The sequence below is a fragment of the Dissulfuribacter thermophilus genome (assembly GCF_001687335.1).
GTDB lineage: Bacteria > Desulfobacterota > Dissulfuribacteria > Dissulfuribacterales > Dissulfuribacteraceae > Dissulfuribacter > Dissulfuribacter thermophilus.
Genome location: NZ_MAGO01000002.1, coordinates 16,171 through 33,287 on the forward strand (window position 1 = coordinate 16,171; position 17,117 = coordinate 33,287).

The window sequence follows — 17,117 nt, forward strand, 5'->3', positions numbered from 1 at the left end:
AAGAGATGAGCATGAAGGATAGCAACAACATGTTGCCTGGTATGGAATCCCTGGTTGCCCGGGAACCTGTGAAGAAGGGGCGCCGGAAAAAGAAGGCCAACACCTTTGAGCCCCCGAACCTCGGTAAGGCTACCCGTTTGCCGGTGCCTGACTTCGGCAACCCGGACCGGCGTCCCGTGTGTCTCGAAGTGGACTTCCCTATTGCGCCAATCAATGCATTAGCAAGGCTTGAAGCAACTTCAGGTGCTGCTAAGAAACCTATATATCAAATGTCAAAATGGTGGGCTCGGCGCCAATCCAGCGTCTTCCGCAGCATGTTGATTGCCGCTGCGGTGGAGGCGCCAGATGATCCCACGAAGGCGGCGAAGTTCGTTTGGGATCACTACTACAGCAACCACCAGAAGGCCGGACACTTCAAGCGACTGCGGGTGCTCGACCCCTTCATGGGCGGCGGGACTACGCTCGTGGAAGGAGCGCGGCTCGGCTTCCAGATGGTCGGTGTTGACCTCAACCCTGTCGCCTGGTTCGTCACCAGGAACGAACTGGCGGCCAGCGACCCGGAACAGGTCAGGGCCCTCTTCGAACACATCGAGGCCGAGGTCAAACCCCTCGTCCAACCCTTCTACACCACGACCTGTCCTCGTGGTCATAAGGGCAGGTGGGTCGACATAGAGACCGGACAGATCGTCGATATCGACCCTATCGACCTCCCGGCGGAAGAACGCAAGCGCTACCGCTGGGAAGGTCCGGAGGTCATCTATACATTCTGGGCGAAACACGGCTCGTGTCAGACCCGCGGTTGTGGCCATCGTACTCCGGTTTTTCCTTCGCTCGTCATCGCTAAGAAGCGAATGACCACATATTATATTGAAGCCACGTGCTCCTCGTGTGGTCATTCTTTCAATGTGGAATTGGGCGAAACTCGGATAGCTCCTGGGGCAGAACGGGTCGTGCTTGACGACGAACCGAGTTTTGCAGAAACCACACAAGAGTTCGCTTCTTTGTTAAAGACCTATGATCGAGGCAATGCCCACGAAAAGATCGAACGGATTGGGCGTCTTTTGGAGTTGGTTGATCAGGAGCCAGGCCTACGATGTCCGCGGTGCGGCAGCTTCGCAGGCGATTCCATAAAGGCGGTTCTCGAGCGGCACGCCCGGGCCAGACGGGCGAGTGACCGCAAGAAGAAGGACTTCGGCATCCGACGTCGCCCGATTCAAATGTACCTTTTGCTCCATCCTCAATGGCTGGAAGGGACACCAGGATCCATTGACGGAAGAGATCTTGGAGGTTTTGCGGGCGCACCACCAGACGCCACAGTCGCGTGGTTCAATAAGCGTAGGGAAAATCTAGTCTTAATTGAAGTGCGAGGGGGAGAGCTTCCTAATGAGGTCACCCTTTCCGATGGAGTGACTATTTCACCGAACAAAGGGTCTGTACCTGATCAGGCAAGCTTTACTTGTGCCGCGTGTGGGCGCAATCAAGGTGTATTCGAGGCTACAGAGAAAGCCGAACGTACACAAGCCATTGCCGCCTATGCTCTCCAGTGTCATTGTCCGCTGTGTGAGAAGGAAGGTTTCAATTATGGCGGACGTTACTTCAAGGCTCCTGATGAATATGACCTGAAACGCATTGAACGGGCTGTATGGGAGTGGTCTGAACGTAGAGAGGATGATTTAGGCCAATATTGGCCACGCCAAGAAGTACCCTACGGCGAAAGAACTCACGAAAGAGACTCTTTACCACGCTGGGGGTACACCCATTGGTGGAAGATGTTCAACTCCCGGCAGCTTCTCGTCCACGCACAGTTACTCCGAGCCATCACTAATGCACCAGAAGAGAAGTGGTCGCTGGACGTCAGAGAGCAGGTTCTAGGGGCATTCCAGCAGTATCTACGAAGCCAATCTATGTTCTCGATTTATCATGTTAGAAACGATCAGATCGCGGCCGCCTTGTCTAATCCCAACTTCTATCCAAAGCAGCTGGTTATTGAAACCTGTGTCTTCACATCGATTGGAAGTGGGCGCTGGGGGGCATATGTCGACGGAGTACTAAAGGCATTAGACTGGATCAAGCATCCAACAGAGCCTGTTGTCCAAGGCGATAATGCTGTGGTGGGTATGGAGGATGTTATACCTCCTTCAGCAAATATGTTGCTGTGTGGCTCGTCAACGGATCTTGCCGTACTAGAGGAAACGCTCTTCGACTTGGTGATCACCGATCCTCCGTTTGGGGACAATCTCTTCTACGCTGACCTGGCAGATTTCTTCTACGTCTGGCTGCGCATCCCGCTCCTGAAGTGGTACGAGGGCCTTCCCGAACGCGCATATTTCGAGCCGGAATTCACTCCGAAAACACTCCAAGCTATTCGTGATCCTGCGCAGCATCCAGACGACCGGGAAGACTGGGAGAAAGACCCCTTCGTGCGCAAGGAACACGTAGAGGTCGTCCGCAGGTTGAGCGGTGACGAGGCCATCCAGGAACGTGACCCCAACCCGCTCTATCGGCCAGAGCCGGCTTCAGAGTTTTATCGGGAAACACTAACCGCGTGCTGGGCCGAGGCCGGACGACTTCTCAAGGCCGGCGGACTCATGTCCTTTACTTTTCACCACAGCAAAGACGAAGCATGGGTCGATGTGCTTGAGGCCTTGTTTAACGCCGGTTTTACGCTGGTTGCTACATATCCCATAAGGAGTGATGAAACAAAAGGTGAGAATGCACAGTTTGGGTCGCAGCTAATTGAGTATGACATCATCCATGTTTGCCGTAAGCGGCTGGAAGAACCCCAGCCGGTTTCCTGGGCGCGCATGCGCCGTTGGGTGAAAGGAGAGGCGACCCGCCTCAAGGAACTTCTGGAGCACTCACACGGAAAGGATCTGCCCGAAGCGGACCTCCGGGTCATCCTGCGGGGGAAGGCCCTGGAGTTCTACAGCCGGCACTATGGCCAGGTCTACACAGGTGATGGTCAGGTGCTCTCCGTGCGGGACGCGCTGTTGGGGATCAACCAGCTACTGGATGACCTACTCCAGGGCGAGGGCGAGAACGGCAAGCGCCGCCCACCGGACTCCGCCGAGCCGGCTTCGCGCCTGTTCCTGCGCATCTTCCAGGGACGCACCTCCATGCCGCGGGACGAGCTCCACAAGACCCTTCGAGGCACCGGGGTCTCCCAGGGAGACCTGGAGGCGCGCGGTTGGATCCGGGTCGTTGGCACCACGGTCCACGTGGTCCCCATCGCGGAACGCTTCCAGTACTTCACCACGCCGGGACGGAACCGCAAGGTGTTGAAGACAGACCTCGACCAGGCGCACTTCCTCATCGGAGCGGCCATGCCGGGAAGCGGCATCGACGTGACCGATGAGCTGAACCGCGGCTCTTTCAAGGTCAAGAAGTCTGTCGACGCCCTCTTGGACTGGTACGCCCAGACAGACCCGGACGATGGTGTCCGCCGAGCCGCACGCCTTGCCCTCGACCTGCTCGGACACTGGCGCGCCCGACCTGCGAAGGGACCGGAGGTGAGACAGATGACCTTGTTTGATCGACTCGAAGCGGAGGACGACTGATGCGAGAGATGTCCAGTAGCGCATGGCTGCGCCGCGGCTCGAGCATCGTCTTTGACAAGCACAGCTTGGGCCCATTGATCACGGACGGCTGCCTGGTTTCCCTGCGCGAGGCGCTCTCGTGGATGAAGTCATGGCCAGCGCAACCGCCGGATGACAGGCAGACCGTGCTGGTCGGCGGCCTGGAGACCTGCCTGGAGGTGTTTTCCCCGGAAGACGCAGAGGCGTTCCTTCGGAACCGCATCAAGCCATTCGTCCTGGAGTTCCAGTCGCGTTGGGACCAGCGAGGGTTGGTGTTCGGCTTCGGCACTCTAGAGAAGTCGTTCGAGGTCACAGCTTCCCAAGAGGAGGTGTTGTTCCTCCGGCGAGACCGGAAGCGGGTGCGTCTTTCCTACTCGTTGTGGGACGGCAGCGCCACGATGAATGTCACCCGATTGGTACGCGACGACAGACAGACGGGCAAGAGGGTCACGCTTGGATACTATGTCCCAAGGATATCTTGACCTACAGCCGGGCCGGAAAGTAGCCCATCCGGAGCTGGGCGAAGGCGTCGTTGTCGGCGTCGAGCCGACGGGGTTCGTCCGCGTCTTCTTCCGTGCCCTGGGTGAACGCCAGGTTCCCGCTGAGGTTCTCCGTGAAGCGGAGACTTGGACCGACCGGGTCATCTCCGGCCTGCGGCCTTTCACGCCCGAGGCCCTGGAACGGCTGTGGCTGGCGCTGGAGGCTGCTGAACTGCCGCTCATGGAGAGCGCGGCCACCCTGACCTCCGCCAAGGTCGACCTCTTGCCACACCAGGTAGTGTTGGTGCACCGGGTAGCCAATGCAAGGCCTCGGCGGTTTCTCATAGCCGACGAGGTCGGGCTTGGGAAGACCATAGAGACCGCGCTGATCCTCCGGGAACTCGCATCCCGCGGGGAGCTCCGGCGGGCCCTGATGGTCGTGCCGGCAGGGCTCGTGGACAACTGGCGAAGGGAGCTCAACGAGGTATTCAACCTTGACTTCGAAGTGTTTGGGACGGAAGGCGACGTGACGGACCGGAAATCAAACGCCTTCGCCAAGCACAACCGGTTGATCGTATCCATCGACACGCTGAAGAGGCGTGCGAGGGTCAAGAGGCTCTTGAAAGCGCCGCCGTGGGACTTGGTGGTGTTCGACGAAGCACACCATCTCAGCGCGTATAAGACGGGAAACAAGGTTCGGAAAACAGAGAACTACAAATTGGCAGAGGCACTCCGGCAGCACTGCCGCGACCTCCTACTATTATCGGCTACCCCACACCAAGGTGATCACTTCCGGTTCTGGATGCTTCTCCGCCTGCTCGACCCGACCCTGTTCAGGGACGAGCAGGACATGGTTGAGAACCGACACCGGCTGAACGCGGTCGTCATACGCCGCACGAAGGCGGATGCCTGTACGTCCGACGGTGGCCCCCTGTTCGCTCGACGAGTCGTCCACACCGAGGGGTTCACGCTTTCCGAAGACGAGCGGAGGTTCTACGGGGCCCTGCTGGATTACCTGCGTGACGGATACAACTTGGCGGCGAAACAGGGCCGACAGGGACGTGCCCTGGGCTTCGTGATGACGATCTTCCAGAAGATCGCAGCGAGCAGCTTTGCGGCCGTCAAGGCCACACTACAGCGGCGGCTCCTTATGTTGACGATCCAGGAAGCTGTCGAGCGGGACGAGTTGCTCGACGTCGACGGACGGGACCGGATACTGAAGGAAGCCCGCGACCTCATTCGGGAAATCTACGACCTCCCCGACGATGCGGTCGGGAGAGCTCAAGCCGAACAGCTCCTTGCCGAGGCCAAGGTCCAACTCCTGAAGAAACGGAAAGAGACAGCCGCCTTCGTGAAGAAGGCCGAGAGTTACGACGACACGGAGATCGCCGCAGCAGTGGGTGAGGAGTCTGCCGCGACGATGGTCTCTGTGGCCCTGCCGGAAGAACGCAGGAGGATCCAGGAGCTCCTTGAACAGTTTCCAAACGGCATGGAAACGAAGACGCAGGTGTTGATCGACGCCCTCGGGCAGCTGTGGCGGGTCAACCCCCGCGAGAAGATCGTGATCTTCACCACCTATCTCGGCAGCATCGCCGGGCTCAAGGACGCCATCGAGAGGACGTTCCCCGGCAAGGGCGTGGAGGTACTCAAGGGAGGCGATCACGGGGCCAAACTTGCCGCCCAACGTCGGTTCAGGCGCAAGGACGGACCGCAGGTCCTCCTCTGTACGGCAGCCGGCCGGGAAGGTATCAACCTGCAGTTCGCCCGGGTGCTCTTCAACTACGACCTCCCGTGGAACCCAATGGACCTGGAGCAGCGCATTGGCCGCATCCACCGTTACGGACAGCGGCACACCGCGCAGGTCTACAACCTCGTGGCGACAGACACCATTGAAGGCCAGATTTTCCTCCTGCTGGAAGAGAAACTCCACGGTATCGCGCAGACACTCGGCAAGGTCGATGAGCATGGCCAGGTCGCGGAGGATCTCCGGGCCCAGGTGCTTGGACAGTTGAGTAGTCGCCTCAGCTACGACCGACTCTACCAGGAGGCCATACTTGATCCCTCCCTCAAGCGGACGCGCCAAGAGCTTGAGGTGGCAATGACTAACGCCAACCTCGCCCGCGAGATGGTCTTTGAACTCTTCCAGGATCTCGACAAGTTCAACCTCGGCGACTACAAGCGCTTCGATGATGAAGGACGTGGCATGCGGCGGCTTGTCGCTTTCGTACAGCGAGCGGCACGTCTGGACGGCGGAGAGTTCCGGCCGCGTGGGGAGGACGTCTATGAGCTGGTCTTGCCGGGCCAGGATGCCCTGCTCTTCGCCACGGATCGCGACAAGGCATTACAGCAGGAGGAACTCAATCTGTTGGGCCTCGAGCATCCCGTCGTCAAGCAGTGGCTGGACCGCTACACGTCGCTGAGCCCCGAGGAGCGGGCGCTGATTGGGAACATCGAGGGCAATGGTATTGAGGCCGGACTCATCACCATCTGGCAGGTGGTTGTCCACGGCAAGGGCGGCCAAGTTCAGCAGCGAATCGTCCGGCTGGGTATCTCACCCACCGGTGAGCGGTCCCCCTACCTCGAACGACTGTCGAAAGACCTCCTGAAGGCGTGCCCTTGCAGGAAAGGTGTTTCTCAGGACAGGGAAACGGTCGGTCGCCTGGTCAACGGCACTGCTTCTGAGCTCCTGCATCGGGAGCTGGTCTATTCCGGGTTCTTACCAGAAGGAGCGTCGTACTCGTCTAAGCTGCTGGCGTGCCTGGAGGTGGCTCCATGAGGAGGGCACAAAAGCCCAGATACCTTGAGAGGGTAGAAAATGAACGAACATGAATGCCTCTCGCCGAAATCAGGCGATTCTAAACAAGATGGGGATTTGAATCGCATTTTCGAGGCCATTCGGGGCAACCAGGTCTTAGTCGGAGGGCAAGATAACATGTGGAAACAACTCGCCCCTTTGCTTGCTGAAGACCCTGAAGACGATGAGCGCCGCCAAAAGGTACTGAAGAAGTACCCGGAAGTTCTGAAGGAACTCCGAATCTGCGTTGGAACCCTTCTCAAGATGGACAATGTCTCATTCCTTCTCGGGGCTGGAGCGTCTATGGATGCAGGAGGTGTCTCTCTTGCGAGAATCCCCTTTGAAGTAGAACAGTACCTACTCGAAATAGGAATGGCAGATGAGACGCCAGCCACTTGGCTCATGCTGTTCTACGATATTCTTGCAGCACTAACAAACACTAAAAGCTGTGACCCCTCTCAACGAAAAGAAACTGTTTCTCGTATAGTTAATGGACAACAACCAAAAAAAGACTATTATCTTCCCCGTAAGAATCTCGAAGAGTTTCTAACCACTCTACATACGTGGCAAGCTGCCTTGGTTGGCGAGACAATAACCGTTGCTATTGGTAACGGTCAGGAACTCTCGATCTCCCGTCTCGACCTAAGCGATCTGATTATGCACCTCACCGAAGGCCTTACAAAGGCCTGCTTATTGCCTCTCGAAGATAAGCGTGATGCACTTCTCATACATCGTCGACTGTTGAAAAAAGTATTAACACGCCCGCTCAACCTTCGGCGTGTCAATCTGTTCACTCTGAACTACGATACGCTTTTAGAACAAGCTGCCGATGCAGAAGGAGTTGTATTGGTTGATGGTTTTGTCGGCACGCTGCGCCGCGTTTTTCGTCCTGAATCCTTCGATCAGGATTTCTACTTTCCGGCCCATACTACAGAGGGGCGAGTGCATCGTCTTGATCGAGTACTACATCTTTACAAATTGCACGGTTCGATTACGTGGCACCGAGAGGATCCGAGCTGGGAGAATCCTTACGGACTATATGCCACATTCTTCAATGAAAACATCCATCACGATGATGTTCTAATCTATCCAACTCCCTTGAAATATGGCCAGGTGCTTGGGCTGCCATATTCTGAATTGTTCCGTCGTCTCGAAAGCTGTATCGTGCAACCTCAGTCAGTATTGTTTGTTATCGGATATGGATTCGGGGATGAACATGTGAATACCCTAATCCGGCAGGCCCTTTCAGTACCAAGTTTCACGCTAGTAGTTGTTGATCCGAATCCACAAAACGATTTCGTTAACCAGCTGGAGCAACATGGAGACCAGCGCGTATGGATAGTGAAAGGCTGGGGAAACGATGACGATAGAGTACTGTGGGGTTTAGGGACATTCAAGGGATTTGTCGAACATCTTCTTCCCGACCTCCGTGAGGAAGAAATCCAGCAAAGGATTATTGAAACATACAATGCCCTGGATTTTCAAAAATCCACTGACTCGTCCCCGGCAGGAGGGGGAAGCGATGGCGACTGACTTTGAGATAGGCCGGGTAGTCGCGATAGATACTTCCCAGGTCACGATTGAGCTTAATCGAGATCTAAAAGCATTAACCCTCTCCACATACGAAGATACTGTCGAAGTCGGACGGATCAATTCCTATGTCATTATTCCAGTTGGTGCGAGACGCGTTGTGGCCATGGTAACCCGCGTCGTAATGACCGAAGAAGCTGAACTTCGAACGGATAAGACCATGGTCGCACTGCCTGCTGCGCGTCGTTTGATGAAAGCAACTATGATCGGAACTATAGACGGGGGAGACTTTACGCAAGGTATTAGCTCGTTTCCCGTTCTAGATTCACCGGTGTTGATCGCAACCAAGGAGGATCTAACAGCGATATTTGGCGGCAAGGAGCATACAAACCGCACCCCCAAGAAGGGAGTAGGTTACTGCATCTCGATTGGTTCTTCTGGAGTTTTTCAAGATTATGAAATCAGGATCGATCCAGACAAGTTCTTTGGGAAACATGCCGCAATCATTGGGAGCACAGGCTCCGGAAAATCTTGCACCATTGCAACAATAATCCAATCAATCCTCCAAATGCCTGAGGTTGAACGCACACGTTTCATCATACTAGATACGAACGGAGAATATCGCGAGGCATTTCAAGAGGAGCGTAATGGCTCCTGGGTGGATGCACATCCGAGTTTTCGATGTTTATATATACCAACAGACCCCAGCAGACCTCGTGATAATTTGGTTATTCCTTATTGGTTTATGAATTCTAACGATTTCGTACGGCTCTTTCGCGCTTCTCCGGGTGTTCAAAGACCTGTTCTGATTGACGCCCTTACGTCTGCACGCGAAGGAGAAAGGGCTCAGGACGCATGGCGATCTATTCGAAGCGATCTTCTTACGGAGGGAAATCGTATATTGTCAGCATGTCGAGGAACGGAATCCAGGGATGCAAGATTGATTCGCCAGCTGTGCGACGAAGTGCTGAAAGTTTTGGAATGCCCAGATAATAAAGACGTCATAGCCGAGTTTATTGAGCATTATCCCAACATTACTGAGGACCAGATTAAAGAGACGTTCAAGGAGGTTCGTGATATCGTTCGTGAGGGAATTCAAAGAGAAGGGCAACAATACGAACGATATGCAGCTATTGGCGCTGACAAACGACGGCGGATTGAGAAGCTCCTAATGCCACTATTGGGCACATTAACGGCCAGGGGGACAAAAAGATGGAGTGAGGGCGGAGTAGCTACCGCGGATACTCCGAGGTATTTCAGCAAAACACGATTTCGCGACATACATCTCGAACAAGCAATGTCTCGTGAAGATGCGAGTATGTCTCGCGCTAGAGATAACTGCGCGACAATGCTGATGCGCATTTACCGGCTATTTGAGGATAAGCGCTTCGAATTTCTTTTCGGACCGACCGATGGAGATTGGCCTAAACCAGCCCATGCCCTCGCAACGTTTATGAGAGACATTCTAGGTTTACCAAGTGCAGATGAGAAAAGAATTCAGCTCTCCCCAGCATCGAAAGAAAACAGTGAGACAGAAACAGAGGCGGATAAGCCACGGATAGAAGAAGGCATCCTGCCTTTTTATGATCGGCAGCGGAAGGAAAATGATAAGCCATTCAACATAGTTATTGTTGACCTTAGTTTGTTGGCCGCCGAGGTCCTTGAAAATGTCACGGCGTTGATTGGCAGATTAATTCTTGAGTTCTTGCAGCGTGCCGGCGAGCGGCAAGTTAGCGGGATAGAGCGAGGTGAGTTACCTGTGGTCTTGGTGTTAGAGGAAGCACAGAATTACGTTCGAGCACCAAGGAGCCGTGACGACGAATCGATTTCGCGGGATGTGTTCGAAAGAATAGCGCGCGAGGGCAGAAAGTTCGGCCTGGGGCTGATCGTGGCTTCACAGCGGCCTAGTGAGCTCTCGAAAACTGTGTTATCGCAGTGCAGCAGTTTCGTAGTTCATCGATTGCAGAATCCGGAGGACTTGCGCTACTTTCGGGAGATTGTTCCTGGGATATATAATCAGTTGTTAGACCAACTGCCTGCGCTTGCCCCACGGATGGCGCTGGTACTTGGTGAATGTGTGTCCGCACCGGCATTAGTATACATGCGAGAAGCAATCCCAACACCAAGAAGTAAAGATCCGAAGTTCTGGGAACGATGGATCGAAAAGTCACCGCCGATACCGGATGTTGAAGGTGTATGTAGGAAATGGGAAGGAGAAGATGTGGAGGCTAATCAGACGGAACGGAAATCTCCCAAAGGTGAACAAGTGGTGGATTGAGGTCCGAAATATGGTCGACTACAGGTCCGCAACGAATAGATATAGGTAACTGCAGAGGGAAGACGATTCGCCATGCGATTTGTTCACACAGCAGACTGGCACTTAGGTAGGGTCTTCCATGGCGTGCACCTCACAGAGGACCAGGCGTATGTGTTGGACAGATTAATAGAGATCGTGCAGGACGCTCGCCCTGATGTTGTAATTATCGCCGGCGACGTTTACGACTGTTAAAGGCCCTGTCAATTTCCCAGGTAAGGGCCCTAAAAATTCCCCACTTAGTTGAATGCGACATAATTTTATATTTATGTAATCTGTTTTACTGGCATCAATCGAGGACCAGCACTTCTGGGGCTTCGCATCCTTGACTGCTTTGTAAAGCGTATTTCACCGATAGCGTTTGCACGCAACCTCTTACTCTGGCTCAAGGACTTTATTCTGTCATACCCTTCATCCTTAGGCCCATGTCTAAGATATTTCCTAGACAATAGGACCCTTTAATTATTTATTGACTAACCATATGGGGATTTTTAAGTGCCCTACCCTGGGGAAATTAAAGTGACTTTAACACACTTATTAATAGGGACTTTTATACCAGTGGCAGACCAGCAATATATTTGAAGTGCTCGTCTTTTGAAAACAACTTCAGGCCGTGCTGGAACGCAGTAGCAGCAATCCAAATATCATTTGTTGGAATAGGCCTTCCTATCTTTCTTAAATTCCATACTATTTCAGAGTAAAACTCAGACGTATTTTCATCTATCCCGTAAATAGTTACCCGGGGGCTGTCCAAGAACTCTTCCAATTCGTTCCTATTCTTTGATTCCCATTTCCCCAGCTTGAACCCGGTTAGGAGTTCCCCTATGCTTACAACAGAAAAACCGATCAATTCAGCTCGTCTGAGAATTTCGACCACCTCATCATGGCCTCTTAAGGCGCAGGAATATATGTTAGTATCTATTAGAAGCCGCCTCATTTCCACAATTCCACATCGATTTTCCTCTGACTGTTGATAGCCTCTTGAATTTCACTAAATTCCTCTTCTGTCCACTTTCCAAAAAGATGGTCCAGGTCATCATATCTCCTGGTATATTTTTTATCTTTTGCGATTCCTACCTTTTGCATAATGGCGTCTAATACCAACTGATTTACACTTTTTTTTTCTTTGCGGGCAATCTCTTTTAGTTTTGAAGAGAGTGCTTCATCTATACCACGAATTGTAATGGCTTTTGATTTCATTTTTGGGCTTTCCTTTTTATGACATCATTAATAGATAGCAGTATGCCAGTATTTTATGAATGCAAAACACACAAGTCAAGGTTTATGAAATATCCTAGTTGGAAATCCTCAAAACCATTGGAAGTTGTGATTAGCACCTTCATAAAATTTTTTTCCTCTTAGTACAATATTTATTTTGACTCCAATGATTAGATGATCCATAAAAAAAATATATATCATAAGCTATATTTGATATATGATAGTTAGATAATAAGGAGGTGGGCTCTATGTCCAAAGACAAATTTCAATTTTTATATGGCCTAGATGTTGGCTCAACTACTGCAAAGATCGCTATCTTAGATTCCGAATTAGAACTTATATATGATAAAAGGTACAGAACCTTTGGGCGTCCTGTGGAGACCGTCCTCCAACTACTAAATGAACTCCCCAAAGAACTCCAGCCCCAAAAAGGAGGCTCTTATTTTAGCATGACAGGCACAGGAGGGAGGCTCATCCAGGGCATTATTGGTGGCGTGTTTGTCAATGAGGTTGTCGCTCACACAGAGGCCGCACTTCATTTCCATCCAGATTGTATGACAATCCTCGACATGGGTGGACAAGACACAAAACTCGTGATCCTGGAACGTATCGAGGGACGAACAAGGATAAAGGATTTTCAACTCAATACCCTTTGTGCTGCTGGAACCGGCTCTTTTCTGGACCAACAGGCTGCCCGTCTTGGTATCGACATAAAAGAATTCGGCATCCTTGCTTCGAAATCTAAAAACCCTGCCACCATCGCCGGAAGATGCACTGTGTTCGCAAAAAGCGACATGATACACCTTTCTCAAAACGCAGTATCTGTCCCTGACATTGCAGCTGGCCTTGCCTTCTCTCTTGCAAGGAACATCAAAGCCACCCTCGCCAAGGGGAAAAACCTTACACATCCATTTGTATTTCAAGGGGGTGTTGCAGAAAACATAGGCGTTAGAAAGGCTATTAGATCAGTATTTGAAATCCCTCCAAATGGACTCTATGTTCCGATCCACTTTAAGACAATGGGTGCCATCGGGGCCGTGATCTTCGCGAAGAAAAACTCTCTTCAGCCTCTGCCCTTTAAAGGTATTGATAGCCTCAAAACTCACTTGAGGGCTAACCGCCCGAAGACCATAAGACTCAAGCCCCTTGGGCCAGTCAGTGAAGGATCCGTAGCTCAGGAAAACCACGAATTACCCAACAATCTTCACCTCAAAAGCCATAAAATCATAATTGGGGTGGATGTAGGATCAATAAGTACAAAAGTTGTAGCTCTAACACCCAAGGGGGAACTCATTTCATATTACTATGGCAAGACCTCTGGTCGTCCTCTAGATGCCATCAAAGCAGGACTTAGGACAATCAACAATACCCTTGGCGAAGAGGTGGAAGTGGTGGCTGTAGGCACCACAGGGTCTGGGAGATATCTTGCGGGTGATTTCATAGGGGCAGATTGCATCACCAATGAGATTACCGCCCAGGCAAGGGCTGCAGTACACATAGATCCTGAGGTGGACACAATATTCGAAATAGGAGGGCAAGACTCCAAATATATTAGGCTCGAGCGAGGCACATTGGTTGATTTCATGATGAATCGGGCATGTGCTGCCGGTACAGGCTCGTTTCTCGAGGAACAAGCCGGCAGGCTTGGTCTTAAAATAGAAGAGTTTGGAGACTTGGCACTCGAGGCAAAATCACCAGTTGAGATGGGGGAACGATGTACGGTCTTTATTGAATCGGACCTGATTCATCATCTCCAACAGGGGATTGGAACCTCGGACCTCGTGGCAGGGCTTTGTTATTCTATTGTCCACAATTATCTCAATAAAGTCGTGGAGAACAGGTCCATTGGAAGGCGGGTATTATTCCAAGGGGCAACAGCCCTAAATAAAGGGATTGTTGCTGCTTTTGAAAAGGTGCTCGAAAGACCTGTCATAGTACCACGCCATTGTAATGTTACAGGGGCAATAGGTGCTGCCCTCATAGCTCTTGAAAGGAAAAGTAAAGGAAAAAGCCGATTTCTGGGATTCAACGAAATTAGGCGTTCGTACAAGGTAAGTTCCTTTGAGTGTAGGTCGTGTCCAAACCGCTGTTCTATTAGCAGGGTGAAGATAGAGGATAGGCCCCCAATCTTTTACGGAGGAAGATGCGAGCGTTACGAGGCAGTGGGAAGTAGGAGGATTACTAACAAAAAGCTTCCAGACCTTGTAACACATCGCCAAGAACTCATTTTTTCATATGGCATGGAACTCGATGAGGCCCAAAAGACCCAGTTTGGCCCAATCGGAATTCCTTATGCCCTTATTTGTCAGGACATGTTACCTTTCTTTTCCACTCTTTTAAAATCCCTTGGATACGGACCAGTACCATCAGGGCCAACCACAAAAAACATCACCTTGAAGGGTGCCGAGGCGTCGGTTACTGAGCCATGTTTTCCAGTAAAGGCCGCTTTTGGACATATAGTGTCGTTGATGGATACAGGCATTAAACGAATTTTTGTACCTTCTATAGTTGATCTCCCAGGGGTGGGTAAAAACAGGATCGGACAGGTATGCCCATACGTTCAAAGTTTTCCTTATGTCTCACAGGCTATTGTTGGGGAAGATAGTGAGTTCTCCTTCATAAAAGAGGCATTCAGGCTCAGTGGGAATGGAATAAAAAATTCAGGACTTGTAAAACGTCTATCCTCGATCTTCGGTGTAAGTACAAAAAAAATTCGATCAGCACTTTCCGACGCTATGGAGGCCCAAATAGATTTTGAGAGCCGTTTTAAAAATGCTTGTATGGAGGCATTGAACCACGCTGACTCAACCACTAAGAAGGTGGTTCTGGTAGGGCGGCCATACAATGCCCTTGATCCAGGCCTTAACCTTTCCATCCACAAAAAACTTTTGACACTTGGGGCCCTTCCATTACCGTTGGATGCATTGGAGCTTGAGGCATTTGCAGATAAAGGTAAAGCCACGTACTGGCGGTATGGGCAAAAAATTCTGGCTGGGGCCAACGCCATCTCAAGGAAACCAGATTTGTCTGCAATCTATATAACAAATTTTGGATGTGGACCTGATTCATTTGTTTTACGTTTCTTTAAAGAAAGGCTAAATGCTCGTCCTTTTTTGGAGTTGGAAATAGACGAACACTCGCAAGATGCGGGGATTCTTACAAGAATAGAGGCGTTTCTCGATACGATTAGGCCACCAAAACCCACTAAATGTAATGATAATGTACAAAAAGTAGGTTCAAAGAACATCCCAGGCGCTAAAATGACCCTTGGAAGGGTCTCAGACAGGACAGTTTATATCCCCTATATGAGCAATCACTCTTATGCCCTACAGGCAGCTCTTTTAGCCTTTGGCCGTGACGCCAAGGTGCTCCCCAAGACAGATGAGGAAAGTGCACGAATTGGCATGAAATTCGCCTTGGGCAAGGAATGTTACCCAGCCATGCTTACCTGCGGTGATCTGATTAAAATGACAAGGCTTCCTGATTTTAATCCCAAAAAAGCAGCATTCTTTATGCCTGGCGGCCAGGGCCCTTGCAGGCTTGGGCAGTACTCGAATTTTCATAGATCCATATTGGATGAGATAGGACTCCACGACGTATCTATCCTGGGAGTCAATCAGGATGAAGAGATGTACGAAGAGGTGGCTAATATTGGAAAAGGTTTTGATCGTCTTCTTTGGAAAGGTGTAGTTGCAATTGACCTGTTAGAGTCTGCGCTGAGGGCCACCCGGCCCTATGCCAAAGAGCCTAAAGAAGCGGAAACACTATTCAATAGGTACTTACAAGGGCTCGTTGAACTGATTGAAAAGAAAAAAGACATTTATCCACTTCTAAAAGAGGCATCTAAAGAGTTTGGCAAACTCAAGGATGCATCTCAAAAGAAGCGGCCCGTTGTAGGCATAGTGGGTGAGATCTACGTACGCTCCAATGAATTTGCAAATGCAGACCTGGTCCGAAACCTCGAATCTTTGGGAGCAGAGGTCTTACTCCCAACTGTGAGCGAGTGGATCCTATACACCAACTTTACTGCAATGAGGAAAGTAAAAAGGCAAGAGAATCTAAGGCTTTTTGTAAAGCTCTATTTGAAAAATCTCGTACAGGTCATTGATTTAAAACGCATGGAACGTCTTTTTGCAGGTGTATTGCAAAAGAAAGAGCCTCTTACAGGAAGCCTTTTGAATCTTGCAAGACCATTCATCACGGACGAATTCGAGGGCGAGGCAATTTTGAGCATAGGTAAAGCAATTCATCTAGTTGAAAAAGGGGTAAATGGAATAGTAAGTGTCATGCCGTTTACATGTATGCCAGGGACAATCGTGTGTGCAATGATACATGGACTTAGGCAACGGTTACAGAACGTACCCTTCCTCGCTGTATCGTGCGATTATCAAAAACAGACTGGCAGGAACTTGAGATTAGAGGCCTTTATGCACCAGATATCATGGGGATAGCGCCTATCAGGTAACCCCCTTTTATTGTTGTGCCAACCAAGTGGGGATTTTTAAGTGCCCTATGCTGGTTGAAGTCAAAATGACTCTAAAAACATAGTTTACGACGGGTTTAAGGAAATAAGCGTAAATTTTTTTGACATTCTTTTCTTTTTTCTATTTAATTAAGGTATGAGAGGAAAGATTCCAGGTAGAGGGGACTCCCCCTTCTTGCCAAGCAACCTACCCACAGGGATGGAGGTATTTCATGTATAAACTAATCAAGGCCCTAGATTCCAAATTTGGGTTTGACCAGGCCAAGGCCCACTGCGATGTGCCCTGCGGCATCTACGATCCTATTGTAGCTCAAATCAGCGCTCTAACCGTGGTCCGCATGATGGATTTAATGGCCGCCCTGGAAGGCGAAGGCGTGGCGTTCAACAATAGCATGACGCGCTACATCACAGTCAAGGAAAAACACGCCGAACAGGCAAAACACGAAATTCGCGTGATTTGGGGCGATTTCATCAAACCCGATCATCTGGCCCAATATCCTGAACTGACCGAGTTGGTCCACAATATCATGCAATTAGGCTCCAAGGCCCGCCAGACTGCAGATCGCGAGGTTGGCGTGGCGCTTGTAGAAGCCATTAACCAGTTCGCCGAGATCTTCTGGGCAATCAAAGGAGTTAAGACCAAGAAAGCCAAGGCTCCGTACGCACCTGAGCTTGAGATGGTCTACCCCGACCTTTGACATCCTTCCCTCCCCTGAATAAATGA

General features: G+C 51.1%; 9 protein-coding genes and 1 pseudogene. 8 read left to right on the forward strand and 2 right to left on the reverse strand.

Features of this window, described 5'->3' with window-relative positions; genetic code table 11:
* Positions 1 to 11: 11 nt before the first annotated feature.
* The 6 genes and pseudogenes from DBT_RS01995 to DBT_RS12825 form a co-directional block, all read left to right on the forward strand.
* Entirely contained in the window at positions 12 to 3,557 is a 3,546-nt protein-coding gene (locus tag DBT_RS01995; RefSeq protein WP_141674192.1) for a DUF1156 domain-containing protein, read from the forward strand.
* Positions 3,557 to 4,057 carry a hypothetical protein gene (locus DBT_RS02000; protein WP_067615943.1) on the forward strand — a complete coding sequence of 167 codons (501 nt, stop codon included), beginning with the start codon at positions 3,557 to 3,559 and terminating at the stop codon, positions 4,055 to 4,057. The genes DBT_RS01995 and DBT_RS02000 overlap by 1 nt, the downstream gene beginning before the upstream one ends.
* Positions 4,038 to 6,830 (forward strand): DEAD/DEAH box helicase, encoded by a 2,793-nt coding sequence (locus DBT_RS02005; protein ID WP_067615945.1) that lies wholly within the window; start codon positions 4,038 to 4,040, stop codon positions 6,828 to 6,830. The genes DBT_RS02000 and DBT_RS02005 overlap by 20 nt, the downstream gene beginning before the upstream one ends.
* 39 nt (positions 6,831 to 6,869) lie before the next feature.
* Positions 6,870 to 8,381, forward strand: coding sequence for an SIR2 family protein (locus DBT_RS02010; RefSeq protein WP_067615947.1), 1,512 nt, complete (start codon positions 6,870 to 6,872; stop codon positions 8,379 to 8,381).
* On the forward strand, positions 8,371 to 10,656 hold the full coding sequence (locus DBT_RS02015; protein ID WP_067615949.1) for an ATP-binding protein: 2,286 nt from the start codon (positions 8,371 to 8,373) through the stop codon (positions 10,654 to 10,656). The genes DBT_RS02010 and DBT_RS02015 overlap by 11 nt, the downstream gene beginning before the upstream one ends.
* A 72-nt stretch (positions 10,657 to 10,728) precedes the next feature.
* Positions 10,729 to 10,881 (forward strand): annotated as a pseudogene (locus tag DBT_RS12825) (metallophosphoesterase family protein); the annotation flags it as partial.
* A 361-nt stretch (positions 10,882 to 11,242) separates the two neighbouring features.
* On the opposite strand, the gene DBT_RS02020 reads toward DBT_RS12825, so the two are convergent.
* Together DBT_RS02020 and DBT_RS02025 are read right to left on the reverse strand one after the other, a co-directional pair.
* Positions 11,243 to 11,629 (reverse strand): type II toxin-antitoxin system VapC family toxin, encoded by a 387-nt coding sequence (locus DBT_RS02020; RefSeq protein WP_067615951.1) that lies wholly within the window; start codon positions 11,627 to 11,629, stop codon positions 11,243 to 11,245.
* Entirely contained in the window at positions 11,626 to 11,892 is a 267-nt protein-coding gene (locus DBT_RS02025; RefSeq protein WP_067615952.1) for an antitoxin, read from the reverse strand. The genes DBT_RS02020 and DBT_RS02025 overlap by 4 nt, the downstream gene beginning before the upstream one ends.
* A 266-nt stretch (positions 11,893 to 12,158) precedes the next feature.
* On the opposite strand from DBT_RS02025, the gene DBT_RS02030 reads away from it, so the two are divergent.
* Positions 12,159 to 16,361 (forward strand): acyl-CoA dehydratase activase, encoded by a 4,203-nt coding sequence (locus DBT_RS02030; protein ID WP_067615954.1) that lies wholly within the window; start codon positions 12,159 to 12,161, stop codon positions 16,359 to 16,361.
* Between the two features lie 244 nt (positions 16,362 to 16,605).
* Positions 16,606 to 17,091: a superoxide dismutase, Ni gene (gene sodN / locus DBT_RS02035; protein ID WP_067615956.1), complete on the forward strand. Its 486-nt coding sequence runs from the start codon at positions 16,606 to 16,608 to the stop codon at positions 17,089 to 17,091.
* The last annotated feature ends 26 nt before the right edge of the window (positions 17,092 to 17,117 follow it).